Source organism: Geomicrobium sediminis (genome assembly GCF_016908595.1).
Classification (GTDB): domain Bacteria; phylum Bacillota; class Bacilli; order Bacillales; family Marinococcaceae; genus Geomicrobium_A; species Geomicrobium_A sediminis.
Genome location: NZ_JAFBEC010000004.1, coordinates 136,001 through 151,201 on the forward strand (window position 1 = coordinate 136,001; position 15,201 = coordinate 151,201).

Consider the following 15,201-nt stretch of genomic DNA (forward strand, 5'->3'; position numbering starts at 1 on the left):
ATGCGATTCCGTGATTTATTTATACTCATATTCGTAATCTTAATCGTGGCGATGCTCATTATTCCTTTGCCGTCTCCGATGATTGATGTTCTTATTATCGTCAATATTTCACTTTCTTTAATGATTATTCTTGTGGCAATGAATATGAAAGAACCACTCGATTTCTCGATCTTCCCAACGGTGCTACTTTTAGCAACACTATTTCGCGTCGGCATTAGTGTTTCGACGACACGAGCAATTCTCGGTCGTGCGGAAGCTGGTGAAGTCATTGATACGTTCGGGAACTTTGTAGTTGGATCGAACCCCCTCGTTGGTTTTGTCGTCTTTTTAATCCTCGTTGTCATTCAGTTCATCGTCATTGTAAAAGGAGCAGAACGTGTTTCTGAGGTTGGCGCACGTTTTACCCTCGATGCGATGCCTGGTAAGCAGATGAGTATTGACGCTGACTTAAATGCGGGCATGATTACCGACCAAGAAGCAAAGAAACGAAGAGAGAAAATCGAAAAAGAAGCGGATTTCTACGGATCGATGGACGGTGCGAGTAAGTTCGTAAAAGGAGATGCGATCGTCGGGATCGTTATCGTCCTCATTAACATTATTTTTGGGTTCATTATTGGAATGGCACAAATGGGCATGAGCTTCCAAGAAGCAGCCAGTACATACACATTATTAACCGTCGGGGACGGATTAGTAACTCAAATTCCAGCACTTCTCATTGCAACCGCAACAGGGATCGTCGTTACGAGAGCAGCTTCTGATGGCACACTCGGTGCAGATATTAGTAAGCAGATGCTTGCGTATCCGAAGTTGTTATACATTGCAGCAGCTGCGATTTTCTTGCTCGGCATATTTACCCCAATTCCGATCCTTTTAACGATGCCCATTGCGTTGTTTTTAGGGATTGGCGGTTATGTGCTTGACCGAAAAGCTCCGGAAGTCGAAGAAGAGAAACCGATTGAAGAACCGGAGGAAGAACCAACAACACCGAACAATGTCACCGATCTTCTCACGATTGATCCAGTTGAATTTGAGTTCGGTTACGGTCTTATTCCGCTTGCGGACTCCAATCAAGGTGGAGACTTGTTAGATCGCGTCGTGATGATCAGGCGTCAACTTGCCCTTGAGTTAGGGATGATCGTTCCAGTTATTCGTATTCGGGACAACATTCAATTAAAACCAAACGAATACGTCATAAAAATTCGTGGTAATGAAGTGAGCCGAAGTGAATTGTTGCTTGATCATTACATGGCAATGAGTCCTGGTGTTGATGATGAGTCGATCACTGGAATCGAAACCGTAGAACCGGCATTTGGATTAAAAGCGCTTTGGGTCGATGATTTAATGAAAGATGAAGCGGAATTGTCGGGTTACACAGTCGTTGATCCTCCTTCTGTCGTGTCGACCCACTTAACAGAAGTACTCAAAAACTATGCACATGAGCTTCTAACGAGAGAAGAAACGAAACAGCTCGTTGAACATATAAAAGAAACGCATCCAACACTCGTTGAAGAAGTCACACCGAATCCACTAAGTCTAGGTGATGTTCAGAAGGTGTTAAAACATTTGCTTAAAGAAAAAGTAAGCATCCGCAACTTGCCTGTTATTTTCGAGACGTTGGCGGATTATGGTTCAATGTTTAAAGATCCACAAGTGATGGCTGAATATGCACGTCAGTCATTGTCACGACAAATTACAAAAGCAGTTAAGCCGGTGCAAGGAGGACCGCTGTATGTAGTCACGTTAAGCGGCTCTACTGAAAAAGCGATTGCAGATGCTTTGCAACAGACAGAACATGGCTCGTATCTGTCGCTCACCCCAGACCAGTCACAAAAGATGTTGAGGTCGATTCAAGAAGAAGTCGTTAAACTAACACAAATGGGGCAGTCTCCGGTCGTTCTCTGTTCACCGGCAGTTCGAATGCATGTGAAGCAGCTTATTGAACGCATCATGCCTCACGTACCGGTGTTGTCGTACAACGAATTGGAACCAGATTTAGAGATTCAAAGTGTAGGGGTGGTGAATGTCGCGTGAACGTAAAGAAATTTCGGGGCAAAACGACTGCAGAAGCAATGAAAAAAGTGAGGCAGGCGTTTGGGGAAAACGCGGTCATTCTCCATAAAACAACTGTCGAAGAAAAACGGTGGTTTGGTTTGAGAAATGTATCTGAAATTGAAGTCATCGCGGCGCTTAGTCTTGAGCCAACGAAACAAGCGGAACAAAAAAAAGAACGGATCATCGATCAAAGCGTAGACGTCACAAAACCAATCGCACCGAGTTCATTTGACCATCACTTGCCTGAAGTCATCATTCAAATGAAGTCATTATTAGAGCGTCAAGGGGTCAAAGAACGGCTCGTGAATGTCGTCATTGAAGAAGCGTTAAAGCAGTATTATCGGCAAAGTGAACGTCAAAGCCTCGATGAATTATTAAAGACGAGCTTATCCCCCTTTTTCAATGATCCATTAAATGTCGGTCGCTTGAAAGAATCATCAAAAGTCGCCGTTTTTCTAGGACCTACGGGTGTTGGGAAAACGACGACGATTGCAAAAGTTGCTGCCATGTACAAATTAAAGCAAAACAAAACCATCGGTTTTATTACGTTAGATACGTATCGAATTGCAGCTGTTGAGCAATTAATGACGTATAGCAAAATCTTAAACGTTCCGATTGAAGTGGCGTATAGTGCAGACGATTATAAACAAGCACTTGAGAAGCTTTCGCATGTAGACATTATCTTTGTCGATACGGCAGGAAGAAATTATCTCGTTTCAGACCATGTTACAGCATTAGAGGCAATTGTTAATCAAACGAATGAACACACAGAATACCTCCTTACCTTATCCTTAACTACGAAAGAAACTGATCTTGATCAATTGTTGGAGCAGTTTCGAGATTTCCCTATTCATCAGCTCGTTTTCACAAAGTTAGATGAAACGAATACGTACGGCAGTTTATTAAATGTAACAAATGAACTAAACAAACCGATTGCCTTCATAGGGAATGGACAAGATGTGCCAGAAGACTTAACGATGTTTGATTTATCAACGATCATAAAGTTCATGCAAAAAGGAAGATGAATGTGAGAGATCAAGCGGAGAATTTGCGAAAACAAATGAACGCATTTGTAGACCATGACTCAGCCACTTTTGCAATGATCACGAGTGATGACACGTTTCATGAAGGCGTAGATTTGTCATATGACGTTCGTTTTAATGACCGTATTACTGGCGACGAACATTTTGCCGTGCTTGTTATATGTGAATTTGAACAAGCGCATTTATTGCAGTTGTATCGACGAATGAAGCGTTATTGTAATCAGTTAGTGAACGTTTCGCAGTATGTGCTCGTCTCAACTGCCAAAGACGAATCGTTACAACTTGTACAAAACATCATTGAGACGTCTGATACGTATTTAAACGTAAATGTTCGTTTTAGTAGATCGTTGCGTGACATTCAAGGCATTGAAGATGTGTGTCACACATTGATTAAAGAACGGGGTGCCCCATGATTTCTGTACTCGTCGTAGATGATTCTGCTTTTATGCGCAAGTGGATGAGTGATGCGATCAATCAGCAAGAAGATTTGCAAGTTGTTGCGATTGCCAAAAATGGCAAACAAGCGATTGAATTGATCACTAAAGGTACGATTTCAGTTGATGTGATTACGATGGACGTTGAGATGCCAGTAATTGATGGTTTAGAAGCAGTAGAAGTCATTATGGAACAAAACCCAACACCAATTATTATGGTGAGTACGTTAACCCGTCAAGGGGCGACTGAGACAATTCGTGCATTAACGCTCGGTGCGTTTGATTTCGTGCAAAAGCCATCAGGGGCCATCTCCTTAAATATGGAGCTCGTTGAAGAAGAGCTGTTTACGAAGATTCGCTTAGCGAAACAAGCGAACGTACAAAGCACAGATACTGAGAGAGCACGACCAAACGCAAGTGTAAACGATGAGATCAACCGCTCAGCGACAAAAAAAGTCATTGCAATTGGTGCTTCAACAGGTGGACCAAGGGTGTTGCAACACGTACTAGAGCGACTGCCGCCACTTGATGTTCCCATTTTCATTGTTCAACACATGCCAAAAGCCTTTACGGAGACTTTCGCTCAGCGACTCGACCGGATTTGTAAGATGCCTGTAAAAGAAGCGACAGACGGTGAGCGTGTGAAAAACGGTGTCGTCTATGTTGCTCCAGGGGACCGGCATATGCTCATAAAAGAACTGATGTCAGGTACTAAAACGATTGAACTACGAGTCGACTCGCCTTATGGGCGCGACATTCATCAACCGTCGGTCAATAGTCTATTTTACTCGTTAGCAACGATCGAGAAGACAAATGTCTTGGCTGTCGTATTGACAGGAATGGGTAACGACGGAATGAACGGGTTGACGTTATTAAAGAAAGAACAAGAGGTTACGGTCATTGCTGAATCAAAGCAATCAGCGGTCGTTTATGGAATGCCAAAAGCAGTCATTGATACAGGTCTTGCAGATTATGTCGTTCCTGCAAAGCAAATGGCTACTGAAATGCTAAAAGCGCTTCGAATTTTATAGGGCTTTACTCTTTTTTCTGTTCGTTTTTTCCTAAATAAAGTATGTTCGTGGTACAATGGACTTAATTATTTTAACTTAAGCGACGAATGGGTGGTCGAGTCATGAGGGTAGAGCAACCGCGGATGTTGAGTGCTGGAATGGGTGAAGTAGTGATGGGGTTTAATGAGGACGTTCTTCACGTTTCGAGCCTCGGTTCTTGTGTCGCAGTCTGTTTGTATAGCAATAAGAAGAACATTGCGTTACTCGGTCATGTCGTTTTACCCGAATATAAAAGTCGTGGACAAGAACCAAGCTTGTCAAAGCCTGTCAAATATGCTGATATCGCTATTCCATATATGGTTCGTATACTTACGAGTCGCTACAACGTACCCTTATCCGATTGTCGAGCAAAAATCGTTGGTGGTGCGCAAATGTTCGCGGTCCTTCGTGATGTTGAAGATCGGTTGCAAATTGGAATGCGTAACGTTGCTGTTATTAAGAAAATGTTAGTTGATTTAGGAATTGAACTCGTAGCTGAAGAAACTGGTGGAACAACCGGGCGAACCGTTCGGTTCCATGCCACGACAAAACAACTAACCATTCGCACGAAAGGCGATCAATTAACAACTTATTAAAAAGAGTGGGAGGAGAACAATGGCTAAGGAACGGTTAGAAGAAGCGTGGGAACAATGGATTACGAGTCGTGACAAAGACGCTGCAAACCAACTCATTCAAGCATACCTTCCTTTAGTAGACTACCACGTTCACCGAATCCTCATTGCACTGCCGAAAAATATGGAACGTGACGAGTTACGTTCACACGGTTTAATGGGGCTTTATGATGCATTGCAAAAGTTTGATCACGAACGAGAGTTGAAATTTGATACGTATGCGTCGTTCCGTGTTCGTGGTGCCATTATTGACAGTTTACGTAAAGAAGATTGGTTACCTCGTTCGACGAGAGAGAAAATGAAACGCATCGAAGAAGCAACAGAGCATTTAGAACAACGTCTAGGTCGCCACGTAAGCGAAGCTGAAGTGGCACATGAACTTGGTTTATCGAGTGATGAAGTTCTAAAAACAACGATGGATGGTTATATCGCTAACTTCTTATCCATTGACCAAGAGACAAAGCCAGAGAATGATCATGAAGACGCTTTTCAGACGATCTTAAAAGATGAAAACAACGAAATTCCACATGAGAAACTTGAGAAGAAACTCGTGTATGAGCAATTGCAAGAGCGTATTTCCTTACTTAATGAAAACGAAAAACTCGTGATCTCTCTTTTTTATTTCGAAGAACTTACCTTAACTGAAATCGGTAAAACATTGCGTCTGTCAACGTCACGAATTTCTCAGATTCACTCAAAAGCGCTCTTTAGATTAAGAACTGCATTTAAGAAAAGCACAGCTGTGTACTAATCATTCGTACACAGCAGTTTTTACATAACATAACGTGTTAGAGATTCGATTGGGGGGAGAGAAAATGAAGCCTGAAGACTGTTTACGTTTGCAAATGAGCGATGATCAGATGACAGCGAGTTGCTACAAAACCGCAACAATTAATGAACAGACAACGTTCACACGATCTGAAATACTGTTATTTTTAGAAAAGTCAAACATAAATTTCGGCGTAAAAGAAGATGTATTACAAAAGCTGACGGAACAGCCAAGACTTGTTTCATTTCCTCTAGTTCTTGCAGAAGGAACAAAGCCGACGAAGGGGGAAGCGGCCTATTTACTACCCGTCGAACAACAACAAGGCGATCAAATCGATGAACGTTTACCAAAAAACCTTCGCAATGTAACAGTAATCCCGATGGCTGTTCAAGGTGAAGTGATCGGTAAAAAGATCGCGGCAACGAGAGGGGCAGAAGGGAAGACTGTAACTGGACGAGTGTTACCAGGAATGGTCGGTCATGACTTTGTTTTAAGAAATGGCAAAAATACGACCGTACAAGACAATAAGATCATTGCTAGTGTAAGCGGTCAAATGAGTATAGAAGGCAAACGAATTCACGTTTTTCCTGTGTACGAAGTAAACGGTGACTTATCTCTTGAAACCGGCAACATTGCGTTTAATGGCAATGTTGTCATTCGTGGTTCTGTTCCTGCAGGATATGAAATTAAAGCAGACGGAGACGTCCGAGTGACAGGGATTGTTGAAGGGGCAACGATTCAAGCAGGTGGTTCTGTATACATTGGTAAAGGCATTGCAGCGCAGGGGAAAGGCTCAGTAACCGCAGAATATGATGTCCAATGTGAGTACATTAATCAAGGCGTTGTTACGGCTGGGAACAACATTATGGTTACCCAAAGCATCATTCATAGTCGAGTGGATGCAGGTCACTCGCTTTTTTGCTACAAAGGGCGGGGGAATGTGATTGGCGGTAAATGTTCAGCAGGAAGGTATATTCACGTCCGCGAGTCTGGAAACCAACTCAACACTCCAACGAGTCTGTACATCGGCTTATCAGAACAACGGCTTACTAAAGAAATTCAATCAAAAGAGATGATTAAAGCGGGAAAATCGGAATTAGCGAAATTGCAAAAGTTAAAAACCGCCCTTGCTGCGAAGGAATTGAAACAAGGGAGCTTAGATGTGAAGGATCGTGTGTTGCTTTTAAGAATTCGAAGCTCCATTGAGGACTGGTTAACGAAGATCTATCTTGCTCACGATAAAGTTAGTGAGATTGAAGAACAAGATCACGTTTATAACGATTCTGTCAGAATTGTCGTCGACAAACTAACACATATGAACACAGTCGCTCATTTCGGGAAGTATCGACGCTCTGTTACGAAAGACCGTAAATCAGTAACGTTTCGACTACATGACGGTGAAATTGTTATCCAAACATGATAGGATCGATGCACGAGGGGAGCGAGACAATGTCTACTTTTGTCGTTGTCAGCCTTTTTCTTCATCTTATTACAATGGCGGTCATCATCTATCTTGTCTACACGAAACCTAAAGGACACACCCGTGAAGATGTGGATGAGATTGAACAATTGCTCATTCGTTATACAAATAAGATGAAAGAAGACAACAAACACGTATTAAGAGCGATTCAGAACAAACCTTCATTTGAAGAAGTGCTACAAGAAGTCACGCCAAACTATGACAAAGAGCCTGAGGAAGGCGTTATTAGTGACTCAAAGGAAGCTAAAGTAGTACAGTTGGCGAATGAAGGATATAAAGCTGAACACATTGCCAAACAATTAGAAATGGGGACAGGAGAAGTGCAACTTCTTCTTAAACTTCAGCAAAACGACAAAATTTCTCAATGATTCTTCATAACACCCTTGCTCTTCTTCTTAAAGATGTGGTATATTTACTGACGGTGTTAATACACACGCTTGCGGATTCAAACTTCGGTGCCCTTAGGCGGTCAGGTTTGAAGATGATGCAATGCGGAGGAAAAAACCGAAGGAGGAAATACATCATGGCAGTTATTTCAATGAAGCAATTGCTCGAAGCAGGTGTTCATTTCGGTCACCAAACACGTCGTTGGAACCCGAAAATGGATCGCTACATCTTCACAGAAAGAAATGGGATCTACATTATTGATCTTCAAAAGACAGTTAAGAAAGTGGACGAGTGCTACAAGTACGTTCGCGACCTTGCTGCTGACGGAGGAAAGATTCTATTTGTAGGTACGAAAAAGCAAGCTCAAGATTCAGTTAAAGAGGAAGCTCTTCGTGCTGGACAATACTACATTAACCAACGTTGGTTAGGTGGTACATTAACGAACTTTGAAACGATTAGAAAGCGTATCAAGCGCCTTAAAGATCTTGAAAAAATGCAAGAAGACGGTACATTTGAAGTTCTTCCTAAGAAAGAAGTTATCCTTCTTCAAAAGGAAATGGACCGTTTAGAGAAATTCCTCGGTGGAATTAAAGAAATGAAATCTTTACCGGATGCAATCTTCATCGTAGACCCACGTAAAGAGCGCATTGCAGTTGCAGAAGCGCACAAATTAAACATTCCAATTATCTCGATCGTTGACACGAACTGTGACCCAGATGAAATCGACTATGTGATTCCTGGTAACGACGATGCAATCCGTGCTGTACGTCTTTTAACTTCTAAGATGGCTGATGCAGTTGTTGAGGCGACTCAAACTGAAGAAGTTGTTGAAGAAGAAGTTAAAGAAGAAGCAGTTACTGCAAACGAAGAATAATATACGGTTCAATTACTGGGGTGACAAGGGGAATACCCTTGCACCCCTTTTTTAAACAGTTGTTAGTCTTAGGATCAATAAGGAGGATGAATGTGTATGGCAATCTCAGCTAAACTCGTAAAAGAACTACGTGAAAAAACTGGCGCAGGTATGATGGATTGTAAGAAAGCTCTTACAGAAACAAACGGTGACATGGAAGAAGCCGTTGCATACCTTCGTGAAAAAGGCATTGCAAAAGCAGCTAAGAAAGCAGACCGTGTTGCTGCTGAAGGGTTAACAAAAGTTGAAATTAAAGGAAACAAAGCAGTCATCGTTGAAATTAACGCTGAAACTGACTTTGTTGCGAAAAATGAAGGGTTCTTGAACCTCGTTGATACAATCGCGGATCACTTACTTGCAACTGAGCCTAAAGATGTTGAAACAGCACTTCAAACAGAAATGGCAAATGGCGGTACCCTTGAGAACTACATTACTGACCAAATTGCTAAAATCGGTGAGAAGATTTCACTTCGTCGTTTCACAATCGCTGAAAAAGACGACAATAGTGCATTCGGTGCTTACTTGCATATGGGAGGTAAAATCGGTGTTCTTTCAGTTGTTGAAGGAACAACAGATGAGCAAATTGCAAAAGACATCTCAATGCATGTTGCTGCAATTAACCCGAAATATGTAAACCGTGACGGTGTACCTGAAGAAGAAACAAACAAAGAGCGTGAAATTCTTAAGCAACAAGCGCTTAATGAAGGAAAGCCTGAAAACATCGTTGAGAAGATGGTTGAAGGTCGTTTGAAGAAATTCTTCGAACAAGTTGTTCTTATTGACCAACCATTCGTTAAAGACGGTGACCAAACGGTTGAGAAATTCCTTAAAGCGAACAATGCTACTGTAAAAACTTTCGTACGTTACGAAGTAGGCGAAGGTATTGAAAAGCGTGAAGATAACTTTGCAGACGAAGTAATGTCTCAAGTGAAGAAGTAAGTACAGATGTAGGGAACACTTTGTGTTCCCTATTTTACAACCTAAATGTTTTAAACACGCAACAAATTGTTAATTGGAGGAGCAACACATGCACACATACAATCGTGTCATATTGAAATTAAGTGGGGAAGCACTTGCAGGAGATCAAGGGTATGGCATTGATCCTAATGTCATTCAATCAATTGCAAAACAAATCAAGGACGTCGTAGGCTTAGGAACGGAAGTAGCGATTGTCGTAGGCGCAGGAAACATTTGGCGTGGTATGGCAGGGAGTTCGCAAGGGATGGATCGTGCGACAGCTGACTATATGGGAATGCTTGCAACAGTTATGAACGCGCTCGCACTACAAGACAGTTTGGAAGATATTGAAGTAGAAAGTCGCGTACAAACAAGTATTGAAATGAGACAAGTTGCTGAGCCTTACATACGTCGTAAAGCGATTCGCCACTTGGAGAAAAAGCGCGTCGTTATTTTTGCAGCCGGTACAGGTAACCCTTACTTCACAACTGACACGACGGCTGCACTTCGCGCTGCAGAAATTGAAGCCGACGTCATTCTCATGGCGAAAAACAAAGTTGACGGTGTGTATAGTGCTGATCCTTTCAAAGATGAAACGGCAGTGAAATACGAAGAACTATCCTATTTAGACGTATTGAAAGATGGTCTTGGAGTGATGGATTCTACCGCTTCTTCACTCTGTATGGATAACGACATCCCGTTACTCGTCTTCTCAATTACAGAAGAAGGCAACATTAAACGGGCAGTTGAAGGTGAAAAAATCGGAACGATTGTGAGGGGGAACTCCTAATGTCAGCAGAAATTATGCAAGATGCAAAAGCAAAAATGACAAAGTCAATCGAAGCTCTAAACCGTGAGCTTGCAACACTACGTGCAGGACGTGCGAACCCAGCCCTTCTTGATAAAGTATTAGTAAGTTATTACGGCATGGATACACCACTTAACCAAGTGGCTACTGTGAGTGTCCCAGAAGGACGTTTGCTTGTTGTTTCTCCATTTGATAAGTCATCCATTGCTGAAATTGAAAAAGCAATCTTAAAAGCAGATCTCGGTCTTACACCGAACAATGACGGTTCAGTTATTCGTATTACGATCCCAGCGCTTACTGAAGAGCGTCGTAAAGAGCTTGCAAAGCTCGTTCGTAAGTATGCTGAAGATGCTCGCGTATCTGTACGTAACATTCGTCGTGATGCAAACGATTCTCTTAAAAAGCAAGAGAAAGATGGCGAAATCACTGAAGACGAGTCACGTCGTGGTCAAGATGAAACGCAAAAGTTAACAAACGAACACGTAAAAGAGATCGATAGTATCGCGGAAGCGAAAGAGAAAGAAATTATGGAAGTGTAAGTTGCTTCATGCAGATAAAACCCTCTATTTGCAGAGGGTTTTATCTTGTACTTGCACGAAAAATATATTAAAATTAAACCTTCCGCAACCAATAAAAGTAAACGGTAGGTTGTTTACTTTTGTAGTATTTTACGAACACGAGGCTGGTGCGTACAATGTTGGAGAGGTTTTTAAAAAAGCAAAATGAATCTCAAGAGGCGGGGACATTTCTCCACGTCCCAGAGCACGTAGCGATCGTCATGGATGGGAACGGGAGATGGGCAACAAAACGTGGCCTTCCTCGGAACATCGGTCATCGTGAAGGAATGAAAAGAATTCATGAAATCACAGAAAGTGCAGATGATATCGGGGTGAAAATCCTTACGATGTTTGCGTTTTCTACTGAAAATTGGGGTCGACCACAAACCGAAGTTGATTTCATTTTACGTTTGCCAGAACGCTTTATTGAGAGCGAGTTACCGAAGTTAATGAAAAACAACGTACAAGTCAAAATGATGGGATCAAATGATGGTCTTCCGCAACACACGATAAATGCGGTACAAAAAGCAGTGAATGAAACGGCAAATAACGATGGAATCGTATTGAATTTGGCCTTGAACTATGGAGGTCGAGCCGACATTACTCGAGCTGTACAGAAGCTTTGTCTTGAAGTGGATGAGGGGAAGCGTGACGCCAACAGTATTACCGAACAAGATATTACAGAGAGCTTGTTTAGTCACCATTACCCAGATCCTGACCTCTTCATTCGCACGAGTGGAGAAATCCGTTTGAGTAATTTCATGCTTTGGCAGATGGCTTATAGTGAATTCGTATTTACGGACGTATTATGGCCCGATTTCTCAAAAAAAGACTTCTTAGAAGCGATTGACGTCTATCAAGCGCGCAAGCGTCGATACGGCAGTCTATAAGGAGATTTCTTATGAAGCTTAGAGTGTTAACAGCAGTTGTAGGACTCGTCGTTTTATTAATTCCACTCATTGTTGGTGGACCGCTTTTTCTTGCCCTCGTCGCAGCAATGACCGTCGTTGGGTTTTTTGAGTTGCTTCGTATGAACAAAATTCCAATTCTATCAATTCCTGCAGCACTTGGAGTTAGTGCTGCCCTCGTTTTATTACTTACAGGACCGAACTTAGAACGCTTTAGCAATGAGGCGACATTGGCATGGTTGATTGTCATCTTCATGTTGCTGCTACTCACAACGTTTCTTTCAAACAACCGCTATCATTTTGGTGCTGTTGCGTTTGTTGCGTTTTCAGCGTTGTACGTAGGGATCGGTTTTCATTTCTTCTATGCGGCTCGCATTGAATTTGGTTTACCATACATATTTTTTGTGTTGCTTGCCATTTGGGCAACAGACACAGGCGCTTATTTATTCGGAAAGAAATTCGGAAAAACTAAACTATCACCACATATTTCACCGAATAAAACGATTGAAGGTGCAACAGGAGGTTTATTATTAGCGCTCATCGTAGGGGTTGTTTACAGTCTCTTTTTACCACCTTATGAATCACTATTCGTTACGATTGTAGCGTTGATTGTCATCTCTGTTGCTGGACAGTGTGGGGATTTAGTTGAATCAGCGTTTAAGCGCTATTACGATGTGAAAGATTCTGGACGAATTCTTCCAGGACACGGAGGGGTGCTCGACCGCTTCGATAGTCTTCTGTTCGTCTTTCCGTTGCTTTATGTTGTATCGGTCATTTTAGGGGGATAAGCATATGAAAAGAATTGCCATCATAGGATCAACTGGGTCTATTGGTACACAAACGTTAGACGTGATCCGTGAGCATCGTGATCAGTTCACAGTAGAACTACTCGCATGTGGACGAAACATTTCACTTTTAAAAGAACAAATTGCAGAATTTCAACCGAACATCGTCTTAATTGAACGTAAAGAAGACCTTTCACGTTTAGAAGGCCATTTAGGACAGGCAAAAGCATACGCTGGTGAAGAAGCAATGTTAGAAACATTAATGTCTCCGAGCATTGACTTTGTAATGAATGCAATGGTCGGAGCGCGAGGCTTAAAGCCGACGATGAGTGCCATTAAAGCAGGAAAGACGATCGGAATCGCAAATAAAGAAACGCTCGTTACCGCTGGACACATCGTAACGGACGCGTGCAAGAAATACGGTGCTGAATTAATTGCCGTTGATAGTGAGCACTCAGCCATTTTGCAAAGCTTACGAGGAAACAAAATGAGCGAAGTGGAACGAATCATCGTGACTGCGTCTGGAGGAAGTTTCAGAGATTGGTCGTATGATGAGCTGAAAAATGCAACGCTTCAAGACGCCCTAAAACATCCGAACTGGTCGATGGGACAAAAAGTGACGATTGATTCAGCAACGATGATGAACAAAGGTCTTGAAGTGATTGAAGCACGTTGGTTGTTTGATATTGATTACGATCATATTGACGTTTTAATCCACCGTGAGAGCATTATTCATTCGCTCGTAGAGTACAAAGACAAGAGCGTCATGGCGCAACTCGGATCACCAGACATGAAAGTTGCGATTCAATACGCCATGACGTATCCGAATCGACTTGAACTCCACGGTACAGAAAGGTTAAACTTGTTGGAAGTAGGCAAGCTTCATTTTGAGCCAACCGACAAAGACCGACACCGTTGTTTAGATCTTGCCATTGAAGCAGGTAGAAAAGGCGGTTCAATGCCGACGGTAATGAATGCGGCGAATGAAATTGCGGTTGAGAAGTTTTTGAAAGAAGAATTGTCGTTCTTAGAAATAGCAGAAACTGTAGAAAAAGCGCTCGCAACGCATACGCAAATCTCTCACCCTTCGATTGAAGAAGTTCTTAAGGTCGATGAAGAGACTCGTCAACGTGTAGCAGCGCAATGACAGAGAAGGTGGGACGCACGTGCAAACGTTAATAGCCGTCATCATTATTTTTGGCTTAATCGTAGCCATACACGAATGGGGACATCTTTACTTTGCGAAGAAAATGGGCATTCTCTGCCGAGAGTTTGCCATTGGCTTCGGACCGAAATTGTATTCCAAAAAGAAAAATGAAACCCTCTATACGATTCGTCTTTTCCCGATCGGTGGATTCGTTCGCATGGCCGGTGAAGATCCAGAAACGGTTCAAATTAAACCAGGCTATGAAATTGGATTAACGTTTAATGATCAAGACAAAGTTAAAGAGATTATTGTCAACAACAAAGCGAAACACCCAGAAGCAAAAGTCGTAAGCGTTGAACGTATTGATCTTGAACATCAACTAAAGATTGATGCCTACGGCGACGAAGAAGAAGGATTACAAACGTATGAGATTGACCCGAAAGCAGATTTAATCGTCGATGAAGAACGGAATCAAATTGCACCGTGGGATCGCCAGTTCGGTTCTAAAAAACCGTGGCAAAAAGCGGTAGCGATTTTTGCAGGGCCGTTTATGAACTTCGTCTTAGCGATCGTTCTATTCATAGGATACGGATTTATCGACGGCGTGCCTGTTCCAGAAGTAGGTCAAGTGGCTGAAACATCACCGGCTGAAGAAGTTGGTCTTCAAAATGGCGATACCATTTTAGCGCTTGATGGACAAGAGATGAGTGACTGGCGAGAAGTCCAAGAATATATCCAGAATAGCCCAGATGAGGCGATTGCATTTAGCATAGAGCGAGACAGCTCCGTGGAAACGATCTCGATTACACCAACTGCTGTGTACCATGAACCTTGGGACCGAGACATCGGACAAATCGGGATTATACCTGAGCGTGATCACGGTGTTTTACTCGTCATTCAAAACAGTTTTATTCAAACATATGAAGTCGTCGAATTAATTTTTGATGTGTTGTCATTAATTTTCACAGGTGAATTCTCTATTGATATGTTAGCTGGACCTGTAGGGATTTATGATGTGACCGGAGATGTTGTTGCACTCGGCTATGAAATGCTATTTTTATGGGCAGGAATGTTAAGTGTAAACATCGGAATCGTGAACTTACTTCCAATTCCAGCACTAGATGGAGGACGCCTCGTCTTTATCGGAATTGAGGCGATTCGCGGGAAGCCCCTTGACCCGAACAAAGAAGGAATGGCACATTTTGTAGGATTTGCCTTACTCATGTTACTCGTACTCATGGTAACATGGAATGACATTACTCGATTGTTCTTATAAATCA

The 15,201-nt window shown here is 42.3% G+C and carries 16 protein-coding genes; all 16 read left to right on the forward strand.

Annotation, left to right across the window (positions count from 1 at the left end; translation table 11 throughout):
* The 16 genes from flhA (at position 1) to rseP (ending at position 15,197) form a co-directional block, all read left to right on the forward strand.
* Entirely contained in the window at positions 1 to 2,031 is a 2,031-nt protein-coding gene (flhA, locus tag JOD17_RS08260; RefSeq protein WP_204696934.1) for a flagellar biosynthesis protein FlhA, read from the forward strand.
* Complete coding sequence (locus JOD17_RS08265; RefSeq protein WP_204696936.1) at positions 2,028 to 3,077, forward strand: hypothetical protein; 1,050 nt, start codon at positions 2,028 to 2,030, stop codon at positions 3,075 to 3,077. The genes flhA and JOD17_RS08265 overlap by 4 nt, the downstream gene beginning before the upstream one ends.
* A 2-nt stretch (positions 3,078 to 3,079) precedes the next feature.
* Positions 3,080 to 3,508: a hypothetical protein gene (locus tag JOD17_RS08270; RefSeq protein WP_204696939.1), complete on the forward strand. Its 429-nt coding sequence runs from the start codon at positions 3,080 to 3,082 to the stop codon at positions 3,506 to 3,508.
* Positions 3,505 to 4,560 carry a protein-glutamate methylesterase/protein-glutamine glutaminase gene (locus JOD17_RS08275; protein ID WP_204696952.1) on the forward strand — a complete coding sequence of 352 codons (1,056 nt, stop codon included), beginning with the start codon at positions 3,505 to 3,507 and terminating at the stop codon, positions 4,558 to 4,560. The genes JOD17_RS08270 and JOD17_RS08275 overlap by 4 nt, the downstream gene beginning before the upstream one ends.
* Before the next feature lie 101 nt (positions 4,561 to 4,661).
* Positions 4,662 to 5,174, forward strand: coding sequence for a chemotaxis protein CheD (locus JOD17_RS08280; RefSeq protein ID WP_052361135.1), 513 nt, complete (start codon positions 4,662 to 4,664; stop codon positions 5,172 to 5,174).
* 19 nt (positions 5,175 to 5,193) lie between these two features.
* A complete protein-coding gene (locus JOD17_RS08285; RefSeq protein ID WP_204696953.1) occupies positions 5,194 to 5,961 on the forward strand; it encodes a FliA/WhiG family RNA polymerase sigma factor in 768 nt (255 codons plus the stop codon).
* A gap of 64 nt (positions 5,962 to 6,025) precedes the next feature.
* Positions 6,026 to 7,399, forward strand: coding sequence for a DUF342 domain-containing protein (locus JOD17_RS08290; protein WP_204696954.1), 1,374 nt, complete (start codon positions 6,026 to 6,028; stop codon positions 7,397 to 7,399).
* Between the two features lie 29 nt (positions 7,400 to 7,428).
* Positions 7,429 to 7,827, forward strand: coding sequence for a DUF6115 domain-containing protein (locus JOD17_RS08295; RefSeq protein WP_204696956.1), 399 nt, complete (start codon positions 7,429 to 7,431; stop codon positions 7,825 to 7,827).
* A gap of 155 nt (positions 7,828 to 7,982) precedes the next feature.
* Positions 7,983 to 8,720, forward strand: a complete 738-nt coding sequence (gene rpsB / locus JOD17_RS08300; protein WP_042360271.1) for a 30S ribosomal protein S2 — start codon at positions 7,983 to 7,985, stop codon at positions 8,718 to 8,720.
* A gap of 96 nt (positions 8,721 to 8,816) precedes the next feature.
* Positions 8,817 to 9,698: a translation elongation factor Ts gene (gene tsf, locus JOD17_RS08305; RefSeq protein ID WP_204696958.1), complete on the forward strand. Its 882-nt coding sequence runs from the start codon at positions 8,817 to 8,819 to the stop codon at positions 9,696 to 9,698.
* A gap of 88 nt (positions 9,699 to 9,786) precedes the next feature.
* Positions 9,787 to 10,506, forward strand: coding sequence for a UMP kinase (gene pyrH, locus JOD17_RS08310; RefSeq protein ID WP_204696960.1), 720 nt, complete (start codon positions 9,787 to 9,789; stop codon positions 10,504 to 10,506).
* Positions 10,506 to 11,063, forward strand: a complete 558-nt coding sequence (gene frr, locus JOD17_RS08315) for a ribosome recycling factor (RefSeq protein ID WP_204696962.1) — start codon at positions 10,506 to 10,508, stop codon at positions 11,061 to 11,063. The genes pyrH and frr overlap by 1 nt, the downstream gene beginning before the upstream one ends.
* A 155-nt stretch (positions 11,064 to 11,218) precedes the next feature.
* Entirely contained in the window at positions 11,219 to 11,971 is a 753-nt protein-coding gene (locus JOD17_RS08320) for an isoprenyl transferase (RefSeq protein ID WP_204696963.1), read from the forward strand.
* Positions 11,972 to 11,982: 11 nt separating this feature from the next.
* Positions 11,983 to 12,777, forward strand: a complete 795-nt coding sequence (locus JOD17_RS08325) for a phosphatidate cytidylyltransferase (protein ID WP_204696964.1) — start codon at positions 11,983 to 11,985, stop codon at positions 12,775 to 12,777.
* Between the two features lie 4 nt (positions 12,778 to 12,781).
* The gene (gene dxr / locus JOD17_RS08330) at positions 12,782 to 13,921 is read left to right on the forward strand and encodes a 1-deoxy-D-xylulose-5-phosphate reductoisomerase (RefSeq protein ID WP_204696965.1); all 1,140 of its coding nucleotides are present in this window, start codon (positions 12,782 to 12,784) and stop codon (positions 13,919 to 13,921) included.
* A gap of 19 nt (positions 13,922 to 13,940) precedes the next feature.
* On the forward strand, positions 13,941 to 15,197 hold the full coding sequence (gene rseP, locus JOD17_RS08335; RefSeq protein ID WP_204696966.1) for an RIP metalloprotease RseP: 1,257 nt from the start codon (positions 13,941 to 13,943) through the stop codon (positions 15,195 to 15,197).
* The last annotated feature ends 4 nt before the right edge of the window (positions 15,198 to 15,201 follow it).

Coding starts and splice junctions, on each gene's coding strand:
- JOD17_RS08325 (WP_204696964.1), top strand. CDS start 11,983: ATGAAGCTTAGAGTGTTAACAGCAGTTGTAGGACTCGTCGTTTTATTA.
- JOD17_RS08275 (WP_204696952.1), top strand. CDS start 3,505: ATGATTTCTGTACTCGTCGTAGATGATTCTGCTTTTATGCGCAAGTGG.
- JOD17_RS08320 (WP_204696963.1), top strand. CDS start 11,219: ATGTTGGAGAGGTTTTTAAAAAAGCAAAATGAATCTCAAGAGGCGGGG.
- frr (WP_204696962.1), top strand. CDS start 10,506: ATGTCAGCAGAAATTATGCAAGATGCAAAAGCAAAAATGACAAAGTCA.
- JOD17_RS08280 (WP_052361135.1), top strand. CDS start 4,662: ATGAGGGTAGAGCAACCGCGGATGTTGAGTGCTGGAATGGGTGAAGTA.
- pyrH (WP_204696960.1), top strand. CDS start 9,787: ATGCACACATACAATCGTGTCATATTGAAATTAAGTGGGGAAGCACTT.
- JOD17_RS08290 (WP_204696954.1), top strand. CDS start 6,026: ATGAAGCCTGAAGACTGTTTACGTTTGCAAATGAGCGATGATCAGATG.
- tsf (WP_204696958.1), top strand. CDS start 8,817: ATGGCAATCTCAGCTAAACTCGTAAAAGAACTACGTGAAAAAACTGGC.
- rpsB (WP_042360271.1), top strand. CDS start 7,983: ATGGCAGTTATTTCAATGAAGCAATTGCTCGAAGCAGGTGTTCATTTC.
- JOD17_RS08285 (WP_204696953.1), top strand. CDS start 5,194: ATGGCTAAGGAACGGTTAGAAGAAGCGTGGGAACAATGGATTACGAGT.
- JOD17_RS08295 (WP_204696956.1), top strand. CDS start 7,429: ATGTCTACTTTTGTCGTTGTCAGCCTTTTTCTTCATCTTATTACAATG.
- dxr (WP_204696965.1), top strand. CDS start 12,782: ATGAAAAGAATTGCCATCATAGGATCAACTGGGTCTATTGGTACACAA.
- flhA (WP_204696934.1), top strand. CDS start 1: ATGCGATTCCGTGATTTATTTATACTCATATTCGTAATCTTAATCGTG.